Below are 22518 nucleotides of genomic sequence, written 5' to 3'. Positions count from 1 at the left end.
ATCACATATACCTACACATAATAAGCTATTTCTGCTTACTGTTAAGGCTCCTCAAATAAGATCGGGTTTTCTTTCCGGAAGTCTTCAGGTCTTTTTCTTTCCAACCGCCCTCTGCATTGGCAGTTGGGAGCAGTACAGAGCAGGTTTCATCTTTATCAGACACAGACCAGGTAATCCAGCTCACCTTGTTTTTTTCGGACCAGTCTATCCATTTCTGCCACTCTTCCAGATTTAGCGGCCCATCGCCGGTTGCCTCCATACCTGCTGATTCAGAGATGAAAAGCGGTAAACCTTTGCTGAGGGCATAGTCGCAGCGGTCGCGGAGAGATTGCTTATGGGTGGCAGCATAGTAGTGTACCGTGTACATCAGGTTATCGAAGCCTGTAAGAGGCGCATCGGCAGCAATGTGTATATCCTGGTCCCAATGCGGGGAGCCCACCAGAATGATATTGTCCGGGTCATGTGCCCGGATAGCTTCTATTACCTCGGTGGAATATGCCTTCACTTCCTCCCACGACTCCTCATCCGGCTCATTGAAAATCTCATAAATCACATGCGGGTTTTTGCCGTAGGTCTGCGCCATTTCAGTAAAAAAAGCCTTCGCCTCTTCCAGATTGATGTTGTGGCTATGCCAGTCGATGATGACGTACATGTCTTCTTTTATAGCGGCATCCACCACAGCCTTCACTTTCTCCTTCGACCACTCGGGCTTTTCAAGGTAACCATTTCGGGGCTCTATGCCCATGGCAGCACGCACCACAGAAGCTTTCCAGTCTTTGTGCAGCCACTTCACAGAACCGGCATTGTAGAACCGTGGCCAGAAGTTATGCCAGCCATAACTCATGCCACGCAATACAATAGCTTCTCCATTCTGGTCTTTCAGCTGCGTTCCGTCTACTGTTAGCTGTCCATGCTTTTTTACGGATTGGGCGTTACCTACTAAGCTGAAACCAAACACCGCCAAGGCACTCAGCAATAATTTAATTTTCATTTATTATCTACATTTAAGGTCACTTTAACGGTTAGAGCAAAGCCGCAGCGAACAAATAATTTTATATAAAATATTACTAGTGGCTTTTATACTAAAGACATAAGATAATTATTCAATTTAATTGCTCTATCATCTATGAATGCATTGAAGTCATCAGCAACAAACTTATCTTCATCCACTATTGCTGATTCTAAAATTTCTGATACATCTTGAGGCATATCGCGAGTTCTATAAACTGATGGTTTTTTGCAGTCAATTCTTTTATTATCATTTCTTGATAAAAAACAAAAGTTAGCCAAGCAATTCACTGAATAATCAACGGTGTCCTCATCTAAAGAATTTATATAGGCTTTGGGATAAATATGATGAAATTCATTTCTATTGTATTCCTTTAGAACATTGGAAAGGGTAATGTTACTGCCAGTAATAAAACTTTTTGGTTGTTTCTGTGCTAGTAATAAGATGAAAGCTTTAGTACTTACAGTGCCCATTGTAAAATCAGTACCCTTGAAAAAGTTTTCATCGATATTTAGAGATATGTTTTGAATATTAGAAATAGAAACGTTTTCTTTCAATTTAAGCATTTCTTCTATGTCCCTATTTATATTCTTTGTTGTACCTGCACTATATCTTTTACTGAATGAACACTTCCAAAACCAAGAAATTATTTTTCTTCTTTGGTCATTATTATAATTAAAATGTTGATTTCCCTCATTTGAAAAAAACACAGAAAGAGGTATTAAAATGTGTTCGTAAGGTAAATTAGATAGTTTTTCAATTTTTAGGTTATTTCTCAGAAAGTCTATAGCTCCTTTTATACCATTTACAACCACTTGGAATTTATCCCGAACAACATTGCCGTTTAACTCAATTAGACTCTTTGAAGTTGAATTGTTAGTTAAAATTGAGGATGTTATCTTTAAAAGTAAATTAGCATTTGCACCTAAATCATCGAAGCCATAAGGCCTTAACTCTTCTTGTAAATCTTCAAATTTATCTTGTAAATCAAAATCTTCACTCCATGTCCATGCTGTTAATAATTGTAAAGTATCTAAAGGAACACCCTTTCTATTAATTCTTTCAAATACTATTGCTACTTTAGATTTATCATCGGTTTCTAATGTTTGATAAGGAATTTTAACTTCTTTGAAAATTGCTTGCAAATCATCAATCTTTTGGACTATGAATTCATCGAAATCTTTGGTAGCGCGCCTATATTTAACAGTGTCAAAAAGGCAATTTAGGGGGAAGTGCTTTTGTGGATTTACCTCCTCATCTTTAAGTGGTAGAAATTGAGAATCTTGGGCATTATCTCCTGCTTCTAAATCATAGTATACTTTGAATGGATTTTCAACACCTTCTATTTCATCGATTTCATTCTGAAAAACTCCGAATATTGAAGTTATTCTTTGTTGTCCATCTAAAACGTAATCGATAGGATATTCTTCATCTCTCTCAAACAGTCTAAAAGGTCCAAATTGCTTTTCAGTTTCTAACTTTTCTTTGGTTCTCCATAACTGTATTGTCCCAAATGGGTAGCCTTTATAAATGCTATCCATTAGAAAAGCAACTGAATCAGAATCCCAAACAAAGCCTCTTTGAAAAGCTGGGATACGTAAATTACCTTTACTGATTTGATTTAATATATCTCTTATAGAAAAATCACTCATCTGTTTTGATCTTAATGTTATATTTCGTTTACAAGTTTGGCCAACATAGCAAAAAATAGAGTTATTCGGCTTTTCTGCGTTATCTACCACTGTTCACTAACCTCTCCTGCTACTTCCTGTTAAAGAACAACTGCTCATAACCCACCAGCAGATCTGCGCGGGTGCCGGGTGGGCGGTAGTACACCAGGATATCGTAAATGTTGTCTGTTGCGAAATGGCTGCCTTCAAAATAGCTGGCGTCTAGTGGAGTGGCAGCAGCCTGTTGCAGGGCAAAATAGTAGTTGTAGTACCCCTGCTTTAGCAGCATTCGGCCGGAGTACACACTGCGTTCAATATCATATATCAGGCGCGCTTCCTCTATAGGTTGCCAGTTTGTAAGTTCTCCCTGGATATACACTTCCCCCGGTGCCTTGCTGGCTACCTCCAACTCAAAATCAACCCAGGTGTAGTCTCCGTTCACATCGCCGTTGCCAAACTGCTTATTGCCGAATATCCGCATCCCGTTAATGTCCGGGTCCTGGGAGTACGCCATTGTCTGGCGGTTTTTGCCGGTCTCCAGGTTCACTTCCACAGGGCTGGCCTGGAGGTTAATACTTTGCACGCCAATGCTGCGGAAGTTGAGGCTTCGGGTATCGAAAGCCCTGAATTCGCTTAATCCTTGAAACTGGTCTTTTGGCTCAAAGAACACGTACTCCAGGCGGCGCTGCGCATCATGAATAAAGGTTGGCTTGCTAATGACTTTGGCATTGTCCCAGCGGTAGTTTTGCCTCACAACAGTCTTCACCTCCATTGCCGGGTTTACCAGTTCATAATCCGGGTACATGATGTTAAACTCCAGTGGCTGCCGGGTTTCCCTGCCTCCCGGACCAAGGGGTGCGCCTAATTTAGCTGCAACCACAAGGGCATTCTCGTAAACCATAATGCGCTGCGTAAGCAAGGGGGCTCCTCCCTCCTCCTGCACTATAAGCAGGTAGTTTCCGCTTATCCGCACCTTTGGCACTGCAAAACGGTAATGCACATACGGAATGCGGGTGTTCACCGAAATCTGGGCATCCGTAATGATGAACTCGTTGAAATCGTAGAGGAACTGCGTGTTATTGAGCGTGGAGGGAGTCCAGTTGGCATCGCAATGTTGCAGCTTCACAATCAGGCGCTGCTGGCGTGCATTCAGCCTGTCGAACTCCAGCACAATGGGCTGTTGCTGCGCAATGGATGTAACGGCAGGGTTCAGCACCTCCTCCGGTAAACCTGTTGCCAGGTAAGTCTGCACCGACTGAATGCTTTCGTCATACACGTAGTCCTCATATCGTAAGGCTGTCTGGGCGCTGCCTCCGGTGGCCGTACTTCCCTGCTGCTCTATGGGTACACAGGCCATCAGCCCGCAGGCAAGCATAGCGGCGATAAAGTAAGTGTGGGTGAGTTTTCTCAGCATGTGATCTATAAAATTATGCTCCTTTTTAAATTTGACAGTTACCTGTTTGCGAACGAAGATAGCAAATAATAAATCTTCCTGCTGCCCCTGATGCTGTTATAAAAGGGCTTGATTAAGTGGAATGCAGTAAATACCTTTCGTTACGCTACACATTCAGGCAAAAAGATGAGAAATGTATTATTAGCCGGAGCCACAGGTCACCTGGGCCAGCACCTGCTGCGCGAACTACAGTTGCAGGGTTATAGTGTCACAGCACTGGCGCGTTCTGCCACAAAAGCCACAGCCCTCTCTCCTGCCCCGCAAAAAGTTATTCTGGCCGATGCCACCAACTCGGAGCAGCTGAAAGGTTGCTGCCAGGGGGTAGACATCGTGGTATCTGCCCTCGGGAAAAGCATCAGCCTGGGGGATAAAAGCAACGGCAGCTTCCACGACATTGACTATTCCGCTAACTTCAACCTGCTGCAGGAGGCGAAACAGGCGGGGGTGCAGCAGTTCATTTACATTTCAGCGTTCCGAGCGGAAGAGCACCCGGAGCTGGCGTACTTTAAAGCGCATGCTGGTTTTTCAGATGAATTGCAGAAGTCTGGCATCAGCTATTCTATTCTGCAGCCGACAGCCCTCTTCTCTGCCTTCGATGAAGTGGTGACCATGGCCCGTAAGGGGCAGATAGGGTCTTTGGGAGCCGGCGACAAGAAGACCAATCCGATCTATGAGGGAGACCTTGCAAAGCTGGCTGTGCAGCATATAGATACACCTTCCGCTATTGTGCCTGTTGGAGGAAAGCATTTTTACAGTCGCCTTGAACTGGTACAGCTGGCCTGCAAAGTTGCGGGTTATACAGGAGCAATCCGCTAGGTGCCTTCTGGCGTCGTAAACCTGCTGTTGCCACTTCTCAGGCTGTTCAGCCGGAATATGTATGATAAGTTAGCCTTCCTGGTAGCTGTATCCGCAGAAGACTGTGTAGCACCGACTGTAGGCGAGTTGACGCTTGAGGAGTACTTCAATCTTTCTCCGAAGCGAATGGCTTGAGTTATTACTCCTCCAACTCAGTAACAATATGAATACCAGCCTCCAAGGTTTTTTGCACCGGGCATTTGGCAGAAATAATCTTCAGACGCTTTCGCTGCTCCGGTGTCAGGTCTCCGACTAACCGCAGTTGCTTTGTGACCTGTGTGAGTTTGGAAAGTGTGTCTTCGCAGTTTTCACAGTCTTTTGAATGAGCACGCCCGTGCCGCAGGACTACCTCTGCCCGTTGAAGAGGCCAGCCTTTGCGTTGCGCATACATGTGCAGCGTAATCACGGTACAGGCGCCGAGGGCGCTCAGGATATAGTCGTAAGGGTCAGGACCTATTTTGGCACCTGTCAGCACACCCGATTCATCGAGCACCATTTTCTGAGCGCCTGCCTCAATATTGGCTACCATGGGTGCATGGCTGTCTGCGCTCACCCGTACTCCCACTTCCTGCTCGTTGCTTATCATGCTGTTCTTCTTCTGGTTTACTATTTATAAGCAATTGAGAGATAAAAGTTTTACCGGTTCCTGCTTAAATAACAAGTTAAGAATAGCTACAGTAGTCCAGGACTTCTCTTTAAAACCGCAACACAAAGGTGGTGCCCTTTCCCAGCTCCGACTGCACTGAAATAGTGCCTTTGTGCAGGCGCATAATCTGCCGCGACAGGCTTAAGCCGATACCTGAGCCAGATTTTTTGGTGGTAAAAAAAGGGATAAATATTTTAGCCATGGCTTCGGTGGTCATGCCATGACCGTTATCAGCTACTTCTATACTGATGCGGCTGCGCTCATCATGGTAAGCACGGACAACTACTTTTCCCTCCGGCTGCTCCTGCACTGCCTCCATGGCATTCTTTATCAGGTTAATCAGCACCTGCTCAATCATGGCCCTGTCAGCAGAAAGAATCAGGCTTTCTTTTGGGGCTTCCAGCTGCAGCTTTACGTTTTTAGCAGCTAACTGCCCACGCAGCAGCACCTTTATTTCCTGCAGGAGCTCCGTTACGTTGAAATGACTCAGCTGCGGCACCGCAATAGTGGTCAGGTTGCGGAAGTCGTTCACAAAGTGAATGAGCCCATCTGACCGGCGGCTGATGGTTTGCAGGCATTGCCCTATATCTGCCAATTCCTCGCGCAGTAGCGTCACTTCCTCAGCTTCAGTGTCGGTGTAGCTGCTCACCTCCTCATAGGCGCTCGAAGAAAGAGAGGCAATCGGCGTAACAGAATTCATGATTTCGTGGGTCAACACTTTTATCAGGTTGTGCCATGCCTCCATCTCCTTCTCCTCTAACTCCGTCTGTATATTCTGGAGCGATGCTAGGCGTATGCGCTCTCCCAGCAGCGAGAGCTCGATAACATGCACCGACAGGTTGGCCTGCTCTGTCCCTTGTCGTACCGGCACCAGCACCTTCTCCCCGTTTTCGAGCTGCTGCAGGCCCAGCGCCAGTTCCGGGCTCACGGCTGCCAGTTCCTGCACCTCGCGCAGCTGCCCCACCTTCAGCAGCTTTTTAGCCGCGTTGTTAAGCAGCAGGATTTTTCCTTCCGGCCTGAACGTCATAATCCCAATCCCGATATGCTGCACAATGACTTCAAAGTACTGCAGGTGCGCCTCCTTCTCCGCCCGTACATGACGGAATTTCTCCATCACCTCATTCAGCTGCAGCGAGAGTCCCCGCAAGGTCTTTCCCTCGCCACTGATGTGGAACTGCTCCGTAAAGTCATCATACTTAATTGAGTTCAGGAAGCGGAGAAAGAGCCTGTTAGTACGCTCATGAAAGTGCACCAGCAAGCCTATCTGCAGCACTACAAACAAAGCCAGGCCAACAAAGGTACCGCGATAGTCAGGGTTAAAGCCTACCCATGACAAGCCGTAAATAGAAAGTGCCAGCAACAGCAACCGCAATATGAGCTGTACCCTGTAACTGTTAAAGTTCATACTTTTCCAGTCTTCGGTATAAAGCACCCCGCGACAGGCCTAGCTCTTTAGCGGCTTTGGAGATGTTGCCGTCGTGCTTCTGGAGGGCGCGCTGCACTGCTTCCCGCTCCAACTCATCCAGGTCCAGACTAGATGCCTCTACCTGCACGGTGGCAGGTGCAGGCTCTTCCTCCGCCAGAAAGAAAAAGTCATCAGCTTCAAGCTCTCTGTTGTCGCTCATAATGGATGCCCGCTCTAGGGCATGCTGCAGTTCCCGCACATTACCGGGCCAGGAATAACGGCGAAGGCGGGTCTCGCCAGAAGAAGACAGGCGCTTTGCCGGCTGCTTGTACTTCTGCGCGTACAAAACCAGGAAATGCTCTGCAAGCAGGGGGATATCGTCAAGGCGCATGCGCAGAGGCGGCAGGTTGAGTTCCACGGTATTGATACGGTACAGCAAATCCTGCCGAAACTCATTACGTTGCACCATCTCCTTCAGTGGCATGTTGGTGGCGCAGATCAGGCGTATGTTTACGGGTATGGGTTTATTTGTTCCTACCCGGATTACCTCGCGCCGCTGCAGCACCGTCAGCAGTTTTGCCTGCATGGCCAGCGAGAGGTTTCCGATTTCATCCAGAAACAGCGTTCCTCCATTAGCAGCTTCGATCCTGCCTATCCTGTCTTCTTTGGCATCCGTAAAAGCACCTTTTTTATGGCCAAACAACTCGCTTTCAAACAAAGACTCTGTTACGGCACCCATATCTACCGTAACAAACACTTTGTCAGCGCGGGAAGAACGTTCGTGTATGGTGCGGGCTATGACTTCCTTACCTGTTCCGTTTTCGCCTAGCAGCAGAATATCGGCATCAGTTCTGGCTACTTTATCTATAATGGTAAAAAGCTGGCGCATGGAGGCGCTTTGCCCCTGTATAACCTGCTGTGGTGTATTTAACTGCGATGTGAGCGTACGATTTACCTGCTTCAGCTGGTTTACTTCTTTATAGGAGTTTCGCAATTTAGTGGCAGCTGATAAAGTAGCCAGCAGCTTCTCGTTTTGCCATGGCTTCAGCACAAAATCTGTAGCACCCTCCTTCAGCGCCTTTACCGCCATCTCCACATCACCAAAGGCTGTGATCATGACCACAACCGCCGAAGGGTCATACTTCAGAATTTCCTTCAGCCAATAAAAGCCCTCCTGCCCGCTGGTGATGTCCTGGCTGAAGTTCATGTCGAGCAAAATCAGGTCATAGTCTTCGTTGGAGACATGGAACGGAATCTTCTTCGGGTTCTTCTCCATTACTACTTCTTTGGCATGTTTGCGCAGGAGCATTTTGATAGAGAAAAGCACGTCTTCGTTGTCGTCTATGACAAGTATGCGACCTAAATTCTGTTCTTCCATTTGGTAAAATTTGGACTTGGGTACAGAAAGCAGACACAGAAATATTGTGCCAGAATGATATTAGCTAAATTTAGCAGATTTCAGAGAAAAAGACACTTTTTACTGTCCATGCGTGGACAGTAAATGTCCGCACATGGACACTATGTAAACCGGGTGGAGGCGCATATTGGCAGCCAGTGAGGTTTTAACTCTTTGGCACAGGCTTGGCAAAAGGAATAGAGCGGGAGGAACCAGTTCTTCTGAATGCTAATCCACCAAAAAATTTAAAACTATGTTTAAGTTTTATTTTCTCACGGCTTTCCGTTCGCTGCTGCGCAACAAGAGTTACAGCCTTCTGAACATTGCCGGCCTTGCACTTGGCATCACCTGCAGTATCCTGCTCTTCCTGGTTATCAAATATGAGCTGAGCTACGACAGTTTCCATGAAAAAGGTGACCGTATTTACCGGGTGGGCCTGATGGCAGACGTTGAGGGGGAACAACTACCGCAAATATCCATGCCTGTACCTGTTACGGAAATAATCAGGCAGAATAATCCGGGGCTTGAAAACATCACACAAATTTTTGGGGAAGAGGATGGACAGATAACAGTTCCGGCCACAGACGGCAATGCTCCAAAGCATTTCCTCGAAACAGAGCCTGTTGCATTTGTTGAGCCAGAGTTCTTTGAGATTTTCAGTTTCGAAACGGGTGGTGTTGATTTCAGCAAGAGTATGCGGGAGCCAAATAATATAGTGCTCACCGAAAGCTTTGCAGACAAATATTTCCCGGGAGAGGATGCCGTAGGTAAAATAGTGAAATTCAATAACAAGCTCACCCTGAACGTAGTGGCTGTTATTCCTGATCTGCCTGTAACCACTGATTTCCCGTTCACGATGTTCATCTCCTACCCTACGGTAGATGATTTCTCTCCCTATGAAATAAACCGGTGGGGCACAACGGTGAGTAACCAAAATCTATACGTGGTATTGCCGGAGGGAGCATCAGAAGAGGAAATGGAAGCAAAGGTAAGCAAAGCCATTATGCCACATGTTCCTGATGACCAAAGTGATTTAAAGAGCTTCTTCTTACAGCCGCTTAATGACATCCACTTCAATGCTGATTTCGGCAACTATAGCCAGCGGACTGTTACAAAAGAAGTGATATGGGCGATGGCTGTAATTGCCTTATTCCTCATCATCACTGCCTGCATCAACTTTATCAACCTGGCCACGGCTCAGGCCATCAAGCGGTCGAAGGAAGTGGGAATGCGTAAGGTATTGGGCAGCGGGTACTGGCAGATCATGCTGCAGTTTCTGGGTGAAACGTTCCTGATTACACTTACGGCTACTTTGCTTTCCATCATCCTCACGGAGCTGGTGCTTCCGTACCTGAACCAGTTGCTCGAATTGGAGATCCCGTTCAGTATTATCCAGGACCCTGTACTCTTATTGTTCCTGGTAGGGCAGCTCCTGCTTGTAACGCTGTTTGCGGGTTTATACCCGGCCTTTATCCTTGCGCGTTTCAAGCCTATTGCAGCCTTAAAAAGCCGTATGGCTACGCAGCGGGTAGCAGGGCTTTCCCTTAGGCAAGCGCTGGTGGTAGTTCAGTTTACCATATGCCAGGTGCTCATCATCTGCACACTTGTGGTAAGCGAGCAGATGGACTATTTCAGAAGTAAGCCACTGGGCTTTAATAAAGATGCTATTGTTATTCTCCGGCTGCCAGTTGCACAGGCAGAAAAACTGATGGCTTACCGGCACGAGCTAGCCAGCAATCCGGCTGTGCGTGATGTGACGTTCGCTTTATCGGCGCCTTCATCGGATATAGTTGCCCAGAACAATTTTTATTTTAACAATTCTCAGCAGTCGATGCCTTTCATGTCGAACACGAAATATACAGATGAAAACTACTTTAACCTGTTCGACATCAAATTTGCGGCCGGTCATGCCTATGCCAAGAGCGACACCATCAGAGAGTATGTGATTAACGAAACCATGCGCCGCAAGCTTGGACTTGAAACAGCACAGGACGCAATTGGAAAAACAATTTCGCTAGGGTCAGATAAACCGGGCCCTATTGTGGGGGTAGTGGAAGATTTTCACCAGAACTCCTTGCATGAGCCTGTCGCACCGTCCATCATGACCACCATGAACATGGCCTATTACCGCATGGCTGCTAAAATAGAGCCGCGAAGCACAGAAGCTGCCCTTCAGCACCTAGAGAAAGTGTGGTACAAGGCTTATCCAGACGATGTCTTTAACTATGAGTTCATAGATGAGACTTTCAAACGCTTCTATCAGACAGAGCAACGGCAGAATGCTTTGTTCCGGGTGTTTTCGTTCATCGCCATCCTCATCGGCTGCCTGGGGCTCTATGGCTTGGTATCGTTTATGGCAGCGCAACGCACAAAAGAGGTTGGAATAAGAAAAGTGCTTGGAGCATCACTCTTTAACATTACGTACCTGTTCTCTAAGGACTTCATCAAACTAGTGCTCATCGCTTTCGTGATTGCCGTGCCCATTGCCTATTACCTAATGACGCTATGGCTCCAGGACTTCACGTACCGCATCAGCCTGAATTACGAGGCATTCCTGATGGCTGGAGTTATTACGCTGGCTATCGCTCTCATCACCATGAGTTTTCAGGCAATTAAAGCTGCCATGGCTAACCCTGTTATTTCCCTTAAAAGCGAATAAAGCCTAGATCATTATTTTGTTAGATTTGATAATGGTATAGAGCCGTTCCACCTGGAGCGGCTTTATGTTTTGGCCGAGACACAAGTTCATGTACAGGATATATGCTATAGAATAAAGCCTTATATTGTACTTTCTTTTACTGAAGAACTTTACAAATCGCTTTCTTAATGCATACACAGCCTGAACAGCCGGACATTATAACTTGGCAGCATTTTGAGCAGACAGATATTCGTGTGGGTACTATTGTAGAGGCCAATGATTTTCCGGAGGCCCGGAGGCCAGCTTACCAGTTGCTCGTGGACCTTGGCTCTTTGGGGCTGAAAAAGTCCAGCGCCCAGGTGACAGATTTGTATAAGCGGGAAGAACTGATTGGACGCCAGGTGCTTTGTGTCACAAACCTGGGTAAAAAGCAAATAGGTAAATTTATGTCGGAGGTACTGGTAACAGGCTTTGAAGACGAGAATGGCCATATCGTGCTGGCGCAACCTGCAACTGCCGTTCCGAACGGGGCAAAGCTCAGGTAAGGTTCCCGTACATTTCCTGTGCCGGCAGCCTGCAAGATAGCCTTACAATCAAAAACTTCCGTACACCGTAACAGAGGTGTAAAAGTTTTTCCTTCAGCTTTGAGCCATTGTACGCTCAAATTTCTAATTTTGAATCCTTATAAAAAGAGATAATGGAAGCTAGTACCACTTTTAAACAAGATTTGCTGTTGCGTGAATATGGCCGTAATGTGCAGGATCTTGTCAATTATATCACGAACGTACAAGACCGTGCAGAGCGCACCCGTCTTTCTCAGTTGCTCATCAACCTGATGGCCAAGCTGAACCCTCAGCTGCGCGAATCACAGGATTATCAGCAGAAACTCTGGAATCACCTCTACGTGATGTCCGGCTCTACACTGGATGTAGATGTGCCTTTCACGCTCAGCGCCATGGAGTACCTTAACGATAAGCCTCAGAAAATAGAATACCCGCTGGACACCCCCAGCTATAAGCACTACGGCAAAAATGTAGAACTGCTGGTAGAGCGGGCTACAGAACTGGAAGATGACCAGGAACGTGAAGCAGCCATCATCTCCATCGGCAAACTGATGAAAACTCTTTACAGGTCCTATAACAAGGACAGCATAACAGACGGTGTTATTTTAGGAGATATCCGCCAACTGTCGAAAGGAAAACTTGACATGGACCTGGCTTATATAGAAAAGAACAACCTGTTTGAGTCGAATGTGAGACCACAGCAAGACAACCTGAACCAGCGTAGCCAGCAACAAAGCCGCAGCGATAGCAGTAGCCGCGACAACAACCGCGTGCGTAAAAACACCAGATCCTCTTCTAATCAAAGAAATAAATAAAGATACTAAATGGCTTCATTTGAAGTAATAGGCGGAAACAAACTAAAAGGAGATATATACCCACAGGGGGCTAAGAACGAGGCCCTGCAGATACTGTGTGCCGTATTGCTCACCGCAGAACCTGTTACCATTTCCAATATCCCTGACATTCGCGACGTAAACAAATTAATAGAACTGCTGCGCGAGTTAGGTGTACATGTAAAGCAGCTTGCTCCGGATACTTATCTTTTCCGCGCTGATAATATCAACCTCGACTACTTAGAGTCAGAGAAGTTTGTAGAATTAGGGCGTTCCATTCGTGGCTCTGTCATGATTGTGGGTCCACTCTTGGCGCGTTTCGGGCAGGCTAAAATGCCGAAGCCGGGTGGAGACAAAATCGGCCGACGCCGACTGGACACCCACTTTGCAGGCCTGGAAAAACTGGGTGCCCGCTTTAACTACGATACCCCGGACATTTTTTACAGCGCCACGGCCGATCGCCTAAAAGGTGCTTACATGCTGCTGGACGAAGCCTCTGTAACCGGTACAGCCAACATCCTGATGGGTGCTGTTCTGGCAGAGGGAACTACCACGATCTATAATGCCGCCTGTGAGCCATACATACAGCAGCTTTGCCGCATGCTCATACGCATGGGGGCTAAAATAAGCGGTGTGGGCTCTAACCTTCTTGTTATTGACGGAGTAGAGAAGCTGCAGGGAACAGAACATGTGATGCTGCCTGACATGATTGAGATTGGCTCTTTTATGGGTTTGGCAGCCATGACGGGTTCCGAGATAACCATAAAAAACTGCAGAATACCTGAGCTGGGGCTTATTCCAGATACGTTTCAGCGCCTGGGCGTGAAGATGGAGTTCCAGGGTGATGACATCTATATTCCGGAGCAGGACCATTACGAGGTGGACACCTATATTGATGGCAGCATTCTGAACATTTCTGACCACACCTGGCCCGGTTTAACGCCCGACCTGCTGAGTGTAGCGCTAGTGACAGCCACACAGGCCAAAGGTACTGTGCTTATTCACCAGAAAATGTTTGAGAGTCGCCTCTTCTTCGTTGATAAGCTGATTGACATGGGGGCCCAGATCATACTGTGTGACCCACATAGGGCCACTGTTATAGGCATGAACAACCACATACCGCTTCGTGGCATCCGAATGACCTCACCTGATATTCGTGCCGGTGTAGCGCTGCTCATTGCCGCTCTTTCAGCAGAAGGACGCAGCATCATCGACAACGTGGAGCAAATTGATCGCGGTTACCAGAACATTGATGGACGTCTGAACGCTATCGGCGCTCAGATAAGAAGAATCTAATACTATTATTTATCTATAATAAAAAAGGAGCACCGAACCGGGTGCTCCTTTTTTATTATACGTATGCTTGCTCATAACCTAAGCTGAAAACTATGCCTTCTGAACTTGAGAAAATGCTGAGCGGAGAACTGTACGTTGCAGCAGACCCACAACTGGTAGAAATGCGTGTAAATGCTCGAACGCTACTATCGCAGTACAATACCATTCCCTTTGAACAGACAGGGAAGCGCCAGGAAATGATAGGTCAATTGTTCGGTAAGGCTGGTAAGAATGTAGATATTCAGCCGCCTTTTTACTGCGACTACGGCAGCCACATCTTCGCCAGCGACAATCTCTTTATGAATTTTAATTGTGTAGTATTAGACTGTGCAGCGGTAAAAATAGGAGACAATGTGCAGTTTGGACCCAACGTACAAATTTATACCGCTACGCATCCACTGATAGCTGCTGAGCGCATCAAAGGACCGGAGTTAGCGTATGCCATCACAATAGGGCACAATGTATGGCTGGGCGGAGGAACGATTGTGTGCCCTAAGGTTACTATTGGCGACAACACGACGATTGGGGCAGGCAGCGTGGTGACAAAAGATGTACCTGCCAATGTGTTTGCTGCCGGTAATCCATGCCGTGTGATCAGGGAGTTAAAAACACAATAAAGTTTTCCGCCTGATTTTATACCACGTTACTAAAGTCAGTTAATCTTCCTCCTGAACGACTTCCTCTCCCCCACTCCTGCGGCTGCCACGGTAGAGCTCATACTTTAGCAGGCGGCAGTCTATGGGGCCATTATATAAAGGTGTTCGCCTGGACGCGCGGAGTCCTACATTCTTGGCTGCCTCTAAGTTTCCAGTGAACACAAAAGCATCGTAGCCCTGGTAGTTTTTCTTAAGCGTATCGCCTATGTTCTTGTAGAGCAGGTCGATGTCTTCCGAAACGATACGCTCGTTATAAGGTGGGTTCATCACAACCACGCCTGGCTCAACCGGCGCTTCTGTTTTAAAGAAGTCTGCTTCCGCTACTTTGATTACGTTTTCCAGACCAGCGTTCTCTATGTTCTTCTGTGCTGCCTGTACATAATCCGGATCAATGTCATACCCAAGTATAGCTGCTTTAGGTTCGAAACTTGCTTTCGCTTCAGCTGTTTTCCAAAGCATTTCAAAGAGATTTGCATCGTAGTCTTTCCAGCTTTCGAAGCCATACGGGTCACGGCGGTACAGGCCTGGTGCTATATTCTGCGCCATCATGGCAGCCTCAATCAGAAAGGTGCCTGAGCCACACATAGGGTCGATGAAAGGAGATTTCCTGTCCCAGCCTGTTAAACTGATGATGCCGGCTGCCAACACCTCATTCAGCGGCGCTACGTTTGTCTGCAGGCGATACCCACGCCGGTGTAACGAGTCTCCGGAAGAGTCCAGTGACAAAGTAACCATGTTTTCGTGCATGTGCAGGTTGAGGCGTACATCTGCGTGTAACTTATCTACTGAGGGGCGGCGGCCGGTCTCTTTCCGAAACTGGTCTACAATCGCATCTTTCGTTAACTGCGCAACATAAAGCGAGTGCTCAAAGGTGGAGTGGCTAACGGCAGCGCTAATGGCAAAGGTCTGGTCCAGGTCCAGGTACTCCGACCAGTTTATTTTCTGCACCTGTGCATACAGGTCCTTCTCGTCCCGGGCTTTAAAATTACGGAAGGGCTTCAGTACCCGTATGGCAGTACGGCACCACAAGTTAGCTTCATAAAGCTGGCGCAGGTTACCAGAGCACGTAACAGCACGCGTACCTACTTTTATATACTCCATATCCAACGCACGGAGTTCATCTGCCAGTATCTCTTCCAGCCCTGCCAGCGTGGTAACTGTAATATTGAAATTGCCGTTTGCTTTTGCCTTCGCCATGTTTTTATCTTATTAAGAACAAAGATACGGTATAGATGCAGGAGTTCCGAATTAGTGCGTACAGGTACGTTATGGATACCGGATAGGAAAAGGTCTTGTGAGAAGGGTTTAGAATATTCGGCTATGTTGTTGCTTTTGTTGCTTAAATTAAGCCTTAGTCAAAAGCCCAGCTTGTTACAGGCTAAAATGCCGGCTATTCCGTTAACGGCTTTCACAACAGAGTCGTCTGAAAAGCGAGGTAAACATTGGCGGGAAATCAATTTGCCAGTTTTAGCCTACAGCAGTTCTTAATCATACAACCAAACCTGATAGCAAAAGCAATCAATAATGTAGCTTAAAGACATGATATAAAAATCAAGCTATCTCTTATACTTAAAGAGCAAAGGAATAGTGAAAGTAATTTTATACATATTTTTCAAAAAAAACCTTTTTACCAATCACACCACAATTTCTGGCTGAAGGGCATTTAACCACACCCAGCGGGTAAAAGTAAAGTAAAAAGATTTAACATATAAATATTTATATATTAGAATATTAAAAATTCATCTAAAAATAAGAAACAAAATACAGGCTCGGAAAGTAGTTATGCTTGAGATAAGGCGTCAGCCCTATCTATCCTATGTTTTGTTTATGAAGCTAAAAGACACTCCTATAAGAAAACCTGAAAAGATGGGAGATTCTCTTTCATTTGGATTAGGTGATTCTGGTACTGAACATCAGTATGAGAATGCTATAAAATTGCAATCTGATATTACCACCTCTTCTGTAACAATTGCGGGCTTAGCAGGCATATGCAAGCACTGGTTTAAAGCTATTCTAGGCTTAACTACTGCTGAGGCCCCACGCACTGCCGCCCTACATTCCTTGGCAAAGAATAATGGCAACATGCAGGTAATTAAAGAAGACAACATAAAAGAGGGTTCTTACTACCATTCCGGTTTCGACGCAGTTGTACGCAAAAACGATACCGTTCAGTTCAACCAGATGTTTCCATTAAAGACCTCTAAAGACTACAGCGATAGCGCCCTTGGGGTTTTAAGTACCAGAGAAAAGAATCAGCGGCTTAGAAAAGGGCTCTTTACAAATCCTGACAAGGAAACGATAAAAGAGTTTGACCTTCGGAAATTCAAGGCCGAACCTGCCACCCCGGGTGTTAATGAAGCGGATGCGCTGCGAAAGGAAACGGAACAGCTTGCTAAAATGTGTAGTTGGGGATATACGATAGACTCACAGGAGTTCTTCTGCACAGAGTTCGTACATACTCTTTTAAGAATACCGGCAGGTAAAACAATTTCCGACTTCCACTCCTTTCTACCGTATTTTGTGGAAGAGGACCGGGAGACTCTGTCTTCTGACTGGAGCCAGGCACTGCGTTCAGGCAAAGCGTTCAGCAGCGTCACCAGACTAGGCCATGTGCAGGAAAACACCTGGATCAGGCTTAGTATAAATCCGGTTTATAAGGAGGGCATCCTGATAAAAATGATCGGCACCCTGCAGGATGTGACAGACAGCAAAGAAACGGAGTTGAAGGTTACGGGTGAGAAAGAAAAGGCTGAACAGGCTACAAAGGCCAAGTCTGAGTTTGTTTCCCTGATGAGCCATGAGATCCGGACACCCCTTAATGCGATAATGGGATTAACGTATCTGCTCCTGCAGGAAGAAAATATAGATCAGAAGCACAAAGAAAACCTTCAGTCTATCCACTTTTCTTCGCAAAACATGCTGGCCCTGATTAACAACACCCTCGACTTTTCGAGGATTGAGGCAGGCAAGATAGAAATTGAAAAAGTTAACTTCCAGTTAACAGACTTATTGAAGAAAATCCATCGTTCGCTTTCTAACAGGGCTTTGGAAAAGCAACTTGATTTTAGCCTGTGCATTGGTGAGAACACTCCTGCTGAAGTGGCAGGCGACCCGGCAAGGTTAACTCAAGTCCTTAATAACCTGATGAGCAATGCCATCAAGTTCACAAACAAAGGAAGCGTAAAACTCTCTGTAGATGTTGTATATCAGTCAGATAATGATTGGGTACTGGAATTTTCTGTAGCAGATACGGGTGTTGGTATACCTGAGGACAGACAGCAGCAAATTTTTGAAAGCTTTGTACAGGCCAGTGCTGCAACGCACAGGCAGTATGGAGGCACTGGACTAGGCCTGGCCATCACTAAAAAGATTGTAGAGCTGCAAAATGGAAGCATTCTCCTTAAGAGCACACCCGGAGAAGGATCTGTATTTTCTGTTCGGTTGCGCTTTGTGAAACCAAGCGCGTCGTATGATTCTCACCAATCATTCGGGCAGGACACCCTGTTTAACTCCACTTTAAAAGACGCAAAAGTGCTTGTGATTGATGACAACGCGATGAACAACATGGTAGCAAGCAAACTTTTGAGCAGTTGGCAGGCGGAGGTAGATACTGCGGGAGATGGATTGGCTGCTCTTGAAAAAATAAAGGTGAACACCTACGACCTTGTTTTGATGGACTTGCAGATGCCTGTTATGAATGGCTTCGATGCTATTGCTGAGATTCGTAAAATGGGCTACAATATGCCGATCATCGCATTAACTGCTAACGCCAGTGAAGAAGAGAAGAAAAGAATACTGGCCATAGGTGGAAACGACTACCTCACGAAACCTTTTGTACCACAGGAACTGCATGATAAAATACAGCAAAGTCTTCAGCCTGTATGTCTGTAGCCGATGCTCAGCCTATTTAACTTAATGTAAAATGGCGAAAGGGAACCCTCCAAGTGCATCTTTTTCTAATCATGAATTTCTCAGATAAAACTGTTGTCACTCAATAATTCAGCTGTATGCACATACTTTATCAGAGCTGATTCATACGCAGATAATGGTTTAAGTTGTATATGCCCGTTACGAATAACAAACTGCGCACAAAAATTTTTGTACTGGAAGACGATCTCTGGTATTCACAATTTCTTTCCTATCACTTATCACTTGATGAAACACACGAAGTAGTTACTTTTGGCAGCGTAAACGAGTTTCTGCACAATCTTACTAATGCACCTGACATAGTTACCCTTGATTATCATTTACCTGGTTATGATGGGGAAATGATACTGAACAGAATACTGGAACTAAGCCCGAATACCTATACCATTGTTATTTCGGGGCAGGAAGATATAAGCAAGGCTGTAAACACCATTAAACAGGGTGCTTATGATTACATCGTAAAAAACGAGCATACGAAGGAGCGGCTCTGGAGTATAGTAGAGAAAGTGAAGGAGCATATTACTCTAAAAAATGAGATTGAAGCCCTGCGGAAAGAGGTATACCAAAAGCAGGAGATGGGAAAAGAGATAGTAGGCAGTTCTGAGCCTATTCAAAAAATTTTTAAACTGGTACAGAAAGCAGCGTCCACTAGCATCAATTTAGTTATAACAGGAGAAACAGGCACCGGGAAAGAGTTTACCGCCAAGGCAATACACCAACGCTCCAACCGGGCGAAGAAACCGTTTGTAACTGTTAATATCTCCGCCATTCCAGGCAAGTTGCTGGAAAGTGAGCTTTTTGGGAATGAAGAAGGGGCCTTTGCGGGTGCCACCCACCAGCAGATAGGGAGATTTGAAGAAGCACAAGGCGGAACGCTTTTCTTAGATGAGATAGGCGAATTAGGCTTTGACTTGCAAGTCAGGTTGCTAAGGGTGCTTGAAGAAAGAGAAATAGTACGCGTTGGTTCAATCACACCTATTCCTGTTGATGTGCGCGTTGTTGTGTCTACACACCGCAATTTGTTGGAAGAAGTAAGAATGGGTCACTTCAGAGAGGACCTATATTACCACCTGTTGGGTATGCAGATTCATCTCCCCCCTCTGCGCGAACGCGGCCACGACCTTTTGCTCATCGCTCAGAAGGTGCTGCAGGCATTTTGTGAGCAGAATAACATGCCTGCAAAATCATTTACCACCAATGCACAGAAAAAACTGCTCCAGCATACTTACCCCGGCAATATAAGGGAACTCAAGGCGATAGTGGAACTGGCAGCAGTTCTGTCAGAAGCAATACATATTACCCCTGAGGACATACAGCTTCCTGAATCAACCCTTTCACAAATTTCAGAAGAGAAAACCCTTGATGAATACATAGCTGATACTGTTCAGAAATACCTTGAAAAGTATAACTACAATGTGATGTGCGTGGCTGATAAACTTAAGATAGGTAAATCTACTATCTACAGGATGATCAGGAAAAAAGAAGTGTATATGGCCGAGCGCAAATAAGGCTGCTGTAATTTTTTATGTGGCACCGGATGCAATTCTGGTTTTGCGGCTAGCTGAATATATTATTGTGCCAGTGAAATGAGAAATCCTAATTCTTCTAAATAACGCTCGTCAAGTCTATCATATACTTTTAAAGGAGATAGCATCTTCTGAGTCTTTATCCATATATCTTCTTATCACTTGCCTGGAACCTCCAGCCTTATTTTCAGAAGCACAGGTAAACCATGTAAAGCAGCTTCTGGTACCGAAACAAACTTTATACACCAACCGCACGTAGCAGGTCAGGTTTAGCATGTAACCTTAGCTTGCTCCATCGAAACCCTTATCCTAAGTTATAGGCTTATGAAAAAAATACTTTTGTCCTGATTCAGGCAAATGAAAATAAAAGCTTTGATAAATAGAATGGCCAGAATAAAGCTGTCCCGCATCAGAAATGGTAAGGGCTATCCCAAAGTATATATCAGGAAGAATAACGACTATAAAAAGTAAAAAATAAAAATGGAATTTACCAGGCAGGTCATTCAAACCAACCCTAACCCTACTTATGTAAAGAATGAAAATGGCAGATTCATTCTTGCGAACGATGCCTTTGCAGAGCTACATGGCCTGACTGTAGACGAACTGCTCGACAAGGGCACAGGTGTGTTTGATTATTCTTTTGAACGTGACCTTGAGGTGCTCCAGAAAAACGAGCCCACCAGCATTGAGGAATACTATAAGCTAAAAAACGGAGAGAAAGCCTGGTTTAAAACTACCAAGAAGCCTTTTGAACAAGCAGATGGAACACGCTTTCTGCTATCGGTTTCCTCCAACATAACCCTTCTGAAGCAAGCGGTGCAGGCAGCTGAAGATTCAGCAAAAGCGAAAGAGAACTTCCTGGCGAGTATCAGTAATGAGATTCGTACACCTATCAACGCCATCATAGGTATAGCCAGGGTGATGAGAAAAGGCCTGCTCAACCAGGATCAGGAAGGATACCTTGATACAATCAGTTCTATTGCTGAGAACCTGCTGGTGGTACCCAACGACTTGTTAGATATCACCAAGTTAGAATCAGGAGAGGTAAAACTTGAGTCTGTCCCCTTCGATGTTGCTTCTGTCTTAAGCGATGCGGTGAAGGCAATGGCATACAAAACTCAGGGACAAAATGTCTCTGTGCGTTTTACAGAGCCCACAGAGACTTTACCTGTAGTAGAGGGTGACCCGTTCCGTTTGAGCCAGGTTTTAGTAAACCTCATGAACAATGCCATCAAGCACACGAGGCAAGGAGAAATTACTGTTACAGTACGACATACTAAAATGTCTGATGATATACTGACGATAGAATGTTGTGTTGAAGACACAGGTGCTGTCTACATGGCTGATAAGTTCAGGAACATCTCTGATATCCTGAACAAGGAACAAAGTATTACCAGACTTTATGGCGGTACAGGTCTTGGTTTAACTATTTCCAAGAAGCTACTGGAACTGCAGGGAGGGAAATTATGGCTTGAAAACAGAAAGGGACAAGGAAACTGCTTCTACTTTAGTGTTCCTTACACTTTATCGAAGAAACCAATTGCTTACTCAAAGGAGGATGCAAGCATTGACCCGGAAAAGCTTAGTGGTCTTCATATACTAATAGCAGAGGATAACCATTTGAACGAGCTTCTCTTATGCTCTCAGTTGCAGCCCTTGAACGTGCAGACGGACGTAGCTTATGATGGGGAGCAGGCCCTGGCAAAGGCCAATGAAAAGGAATATGATTTGATTCTGATGGACATACAAATGCCAAAGCTAGATGGCATTGAAGCTACCTACCGGATACGTAACAAGCAAAACCCGAACAGGCACACTCCTATTATTGCGTTCACAGCAAACTATCAAAAAATTGACAGGGAGAGGTACAGGCTTTATGGTTTCACAGACACACTCCTGAAGCCTTACGGGCAATCAAAGCTGTATAACCTCATTTTGCGTTACACAGGCCGAAATATCAGTTCACCAACGACTCCCTCGCAAAGCTTAGACAAAGAAGCCACTGACTTATTTGACTTCTCGGGTCTGGGTAATCTGAAGGATGATGCCATGTTCATCAGGAAGATGCAGCAAATGTTCATTGATACGGTACCTGGGCAGCTAAATGAACTTACAGAAGCCGTTGAAAACAAAGATTTGGAAACGGCTGCCCATATCGCACATAAACTTAAGTCTACCTTCGGTAACATCAGAGTTAAAACAGCTACAGAAGAGATGAAAAAAATTGAAGAATTTGCAAAAAACAGATCGAATTTTTACGAGATACAAAGGCTTATACTATCTGTCAGGGAGGTTATAAATCTGGTTGTGGAAGCTTTTTCAGAACAACTACAAGCCACAAAGTGATTTTCCACATAAAGCATAAGGTATCGTTACGACATGTTTTTATAAAAACAATGAAATAACTTAAAATCTTTACAGAAAGGGAGTAGGGAAAGTACTTACTCACTAACAAAGAATTTTTTTATGTTTAAATGTTGCGAAGGCACTTTTGCAAAAATTCACCGACAGAAACATAGATTTTCTCATTGATTGTCTTCAGTTGAATACCTCCTGCTCAAAACCTTTTAAGAAACCTTTTCTACAGTCCTTAAGTACGTATAGCA

At 45.4% G+C, this 22518-nt stretch carries 16 protein-coding genes; 9 read left to right on the top strand and 7 right to left on the bottom strand.

Annotated features, from left to right (window positions below; all coding sequences use genetic code 11):
- Positions 1 to 25: 25 nt before the first annotated feature.
- The 3 genes from ACFS7Z_RS11320 to ACFS7Z_RS11310 all read right to left on the bottom strand — a co-directional run bounded on the left by ACFS7Z_RS11320 (position 26) and on the right by ACFS7Z_RS11310 (position 4093).
- On the bottom strand, positions 26 to 991 hold the full coding sequence (locus tag ACFS7Z_RS11320) for a glycoside hydrolase family 5 protein (RefSeq protein WP_377484534.1): 966 nt from the start codon (positions 989 to 991) through the stop codon (positions 26 to 28).
- A gap of 86 nt (positions 992 to 1077) precedes the next feature.
- A complete protein-coding gene (locus ACFS7Z_RS11315; protein ID WP_377484532.1) occupies positions 1078 to 2661 on the bottom strand; it encodes a GmrSD restriction endonuclease domain-containing protein in 1584 nt (527 codons plus the stop codon).
- Positions 2662 to 2770: 109 nt separating this feature from the next.
- Complete coding sequence (locus ACFS7Z_RS11310; protein ID WP_377484530.1) at positions 2771 to 4093, bottom strand: type IX secretion system plug protein; 1323 nt, start codon at positions 4091 to 4093, stop codon at positions 2771 to 2773.
- A gap of 165 nt (positions 4094 to 4258) precedes the next feature.
- Here ACFS7Z_RS11310 and ACFS7Z_RS11305 point away from each other — a divergent pair, with 165 nt between their 5' ends.
- On the top strand, positions 4259 to 4948 hold the full coding sequence (locus ACFS7Z_RS11305) for an SDR family oxidoreductase (RefSeq protein ID WP_377484528.1): 690 nt from the start codon (positions 4259 to 4261) through the stop codon (positions 4946 to 4948).
- Between the two features lie 178 nt (positions 4949 to 5126).
- On the opposite strand, the gene ACFS7Z_RS11300 is transcribed toward ACFS7Z_RS11305, so the two are convergent.
- The 3 genes from ACFS7Z_RS11300 to ACFS7Z_RS11290 form a co-directional block, all read right to left on the bottom strand.
- Positions 5127 to 5573, bottom strand: coding sequence for an OsmC family protein (locus ACFS7Z_RS11300; RefSeq protein WP_377484526.1), 447 nt, complete (start codon positions 5571 to 5573; stop codon positions 5127 to 5129).
- A gap of 109 nt (positions 5574 to 5682) precedes the next feature.
- Positions 5683 to 7038 (bottom strand): sensor histidine kinase, encoded by a 1356-nt coding sequence (locus ACFS7Z_RS11295; RefSeq protein WP_377484524.1) that lies wholly within the window; start codon positions 7036 to 7038, stop codon positions 5683 to 5685.
- Positions 7028 to 8416: a sigma-54-dependent transcriptional regulator gene (locus ACFS7Z_RS11290; protein ID WP_377484522.1), complete on the bottom strand. Its 1389-nt coding sequence runs from the start codon at positions 8414 to 8416 to the stop codon at positions 7028 to 7030. Before ACFS7Z_RS11290 ends, ACFS7Z_RS11295 begins: the two co-directional genes overlap by 11 nt.
- A gap of 271 nt (positions 8417 to 8687) precedes the next feature.
- Here ACFS7Z_RS11290 and ACFS7Z_RS11285 point away from each other — a divergent pair, with 271 nt between their 5' ends.
- The 5 genes from ACFS7Z_RS11285 to ACFS7Z_RS11265 all read left to right on the top strand — a co-directional run bounded on the left by ACFS7Z_RS11285 (position 8688) and on the right by ACFS7Z_RS11265 (position 14420).
- The gene (locus ACFS7Z_RS11285; protein WP_377484520.1) at positions 8688 to 11093 is read left to right on the top strand and encodes an ABC transporter permease; all 2406 of its coding nucleotides are present in this window, start codon (positions 8688 to 8690) and stop codon (positions 11091 to 11093) included.
- 167 nt (positions 11094 to 11260) lie between these two features.
- The gene (locus ACFS7Z_RS11280; RefSeq protein WP_377484518.1) at positions 11261 to 11617 is read left to right on the top strand and encodes a tRNA-binding protein; all 357 of its coding nucleotides are present in this window, start codon (positions 11261 to 11263) and stop codon (positions 11615 to 11617) included.
- Between the two features lie 152 nt (positions 11618 to 11769).
- Positions 11770 to 12450, top strand: a complete 681-nt coding sequence (locus ACFS7Z_RS11275) for a DUF4290 domain-containing protein (protein ID WP_377484516.1) — start codon at positions 11770 to 11772, stop codon at positions 12448 to 12450.
- Between the two features lie 9 nt (positions 12451 to 12459).
- A complete protein-coding gene (gene murA / locus ACFS7Z_RS11270; protein ID WP_377484514.1) occupies positions 12460 to 13764 on the top strand; it encodes a UDP-N-acetylglucosamine 1-carboxyvinyltransferase in 1305 nt (434 codons plus the stop codon).
- A gap of 92 nt (positions 13765 to 13856) precedes the next feature.
- On the top strand, positions 13857 to 14420 hold the full coding sequence (locus tag ACFS7Z_RS11265) for a sugar O-acetyltransferase (RefSeq protein ID WP_377484512.1): 564 nt from the start codon (positions 13857 to 13859) through the stop codon (positions 14418 to 14420).
- Between the two features lie 39 nt (positions 14421 to 14459).
- Here the strand turns inward: ACFS7Z_RS11265 and ACFS7Z_RS11260 are convergent, their stop codons facing one another.
- The gene (locus tag ACFS7Z_RS11260; RefSeq protein ID WP_377484510.1) at positions 14460 to 15656 is read right to left on the bottom strand and encodes a THUMP domain-containing class I SAM-dependent RNA methyltransferase; all 1197 of its coding nucleotides are present in this window, start codon (positions 15654 to 15656) and stop codon (positions 14460 to 14462) included.
- Between the two features lie 864 nt (positions 15657 to 16520).
- Here ACFS7Z_RS11260 and ACFS7Z_RS11255 point away from each other — a divergent pair.
- From ACFS7Z_RS11255 to ACFS7Z_RS11245, 3 genes are all read left to right on the top strand, one after another.
- The gene (locus tag ACFS7Z_RS11255; protein ID WP_377484509.1) at positions 16521 to 18350 is read left to right on the top strand and encodes a response regulator; all 1830 of its coding nucleotides are present in this window, start codon (positions 16521 to 16523) and stop codon (positions 18348 to 18350) included.
- 170 nt (positions 18351 to 18520) lie between these two features.
- Complete coding sequence (locus tag ACFS7Z_RS11250) at positions 18521 to 19894, top strand: sigma-54-dependent transcriptional regulator (RefSeq protein ID WP_377484507.1); 1374 nt, start codon at positions 18521 to 18523, stop codon at positions 19892 to 19894.
- A 498-nt stretch (positions 19895 to 20392) separates the two neighbouring features.
- On the top strand, positions 20393 to 22258 hold the full coding sequence (locus ACFS7Z_RS11245) for a response regulator (protein ID WP_377484505.1): 1866 nt from the start codon (positions 20393 to 20395) through the stop codon (positions 22256 to 22258).
- The last annotated feature ends 260 nt before the right edge of the window (positions 22259 to 22518 follow it).

The sequence above is a fragment of the Pontibacter toksunensis genome, from assembly GCF_042686245.1.
Classification (GTDB): Bacteria; Bacteroidota; Bacteroidia; order Cytophagales; family Hymenobacteraceae; genus Pontibacter; species Pontibacter toksunensis.
This window is presented reverse-complemented; position numbering and strand designations above follow the sequence as displayed.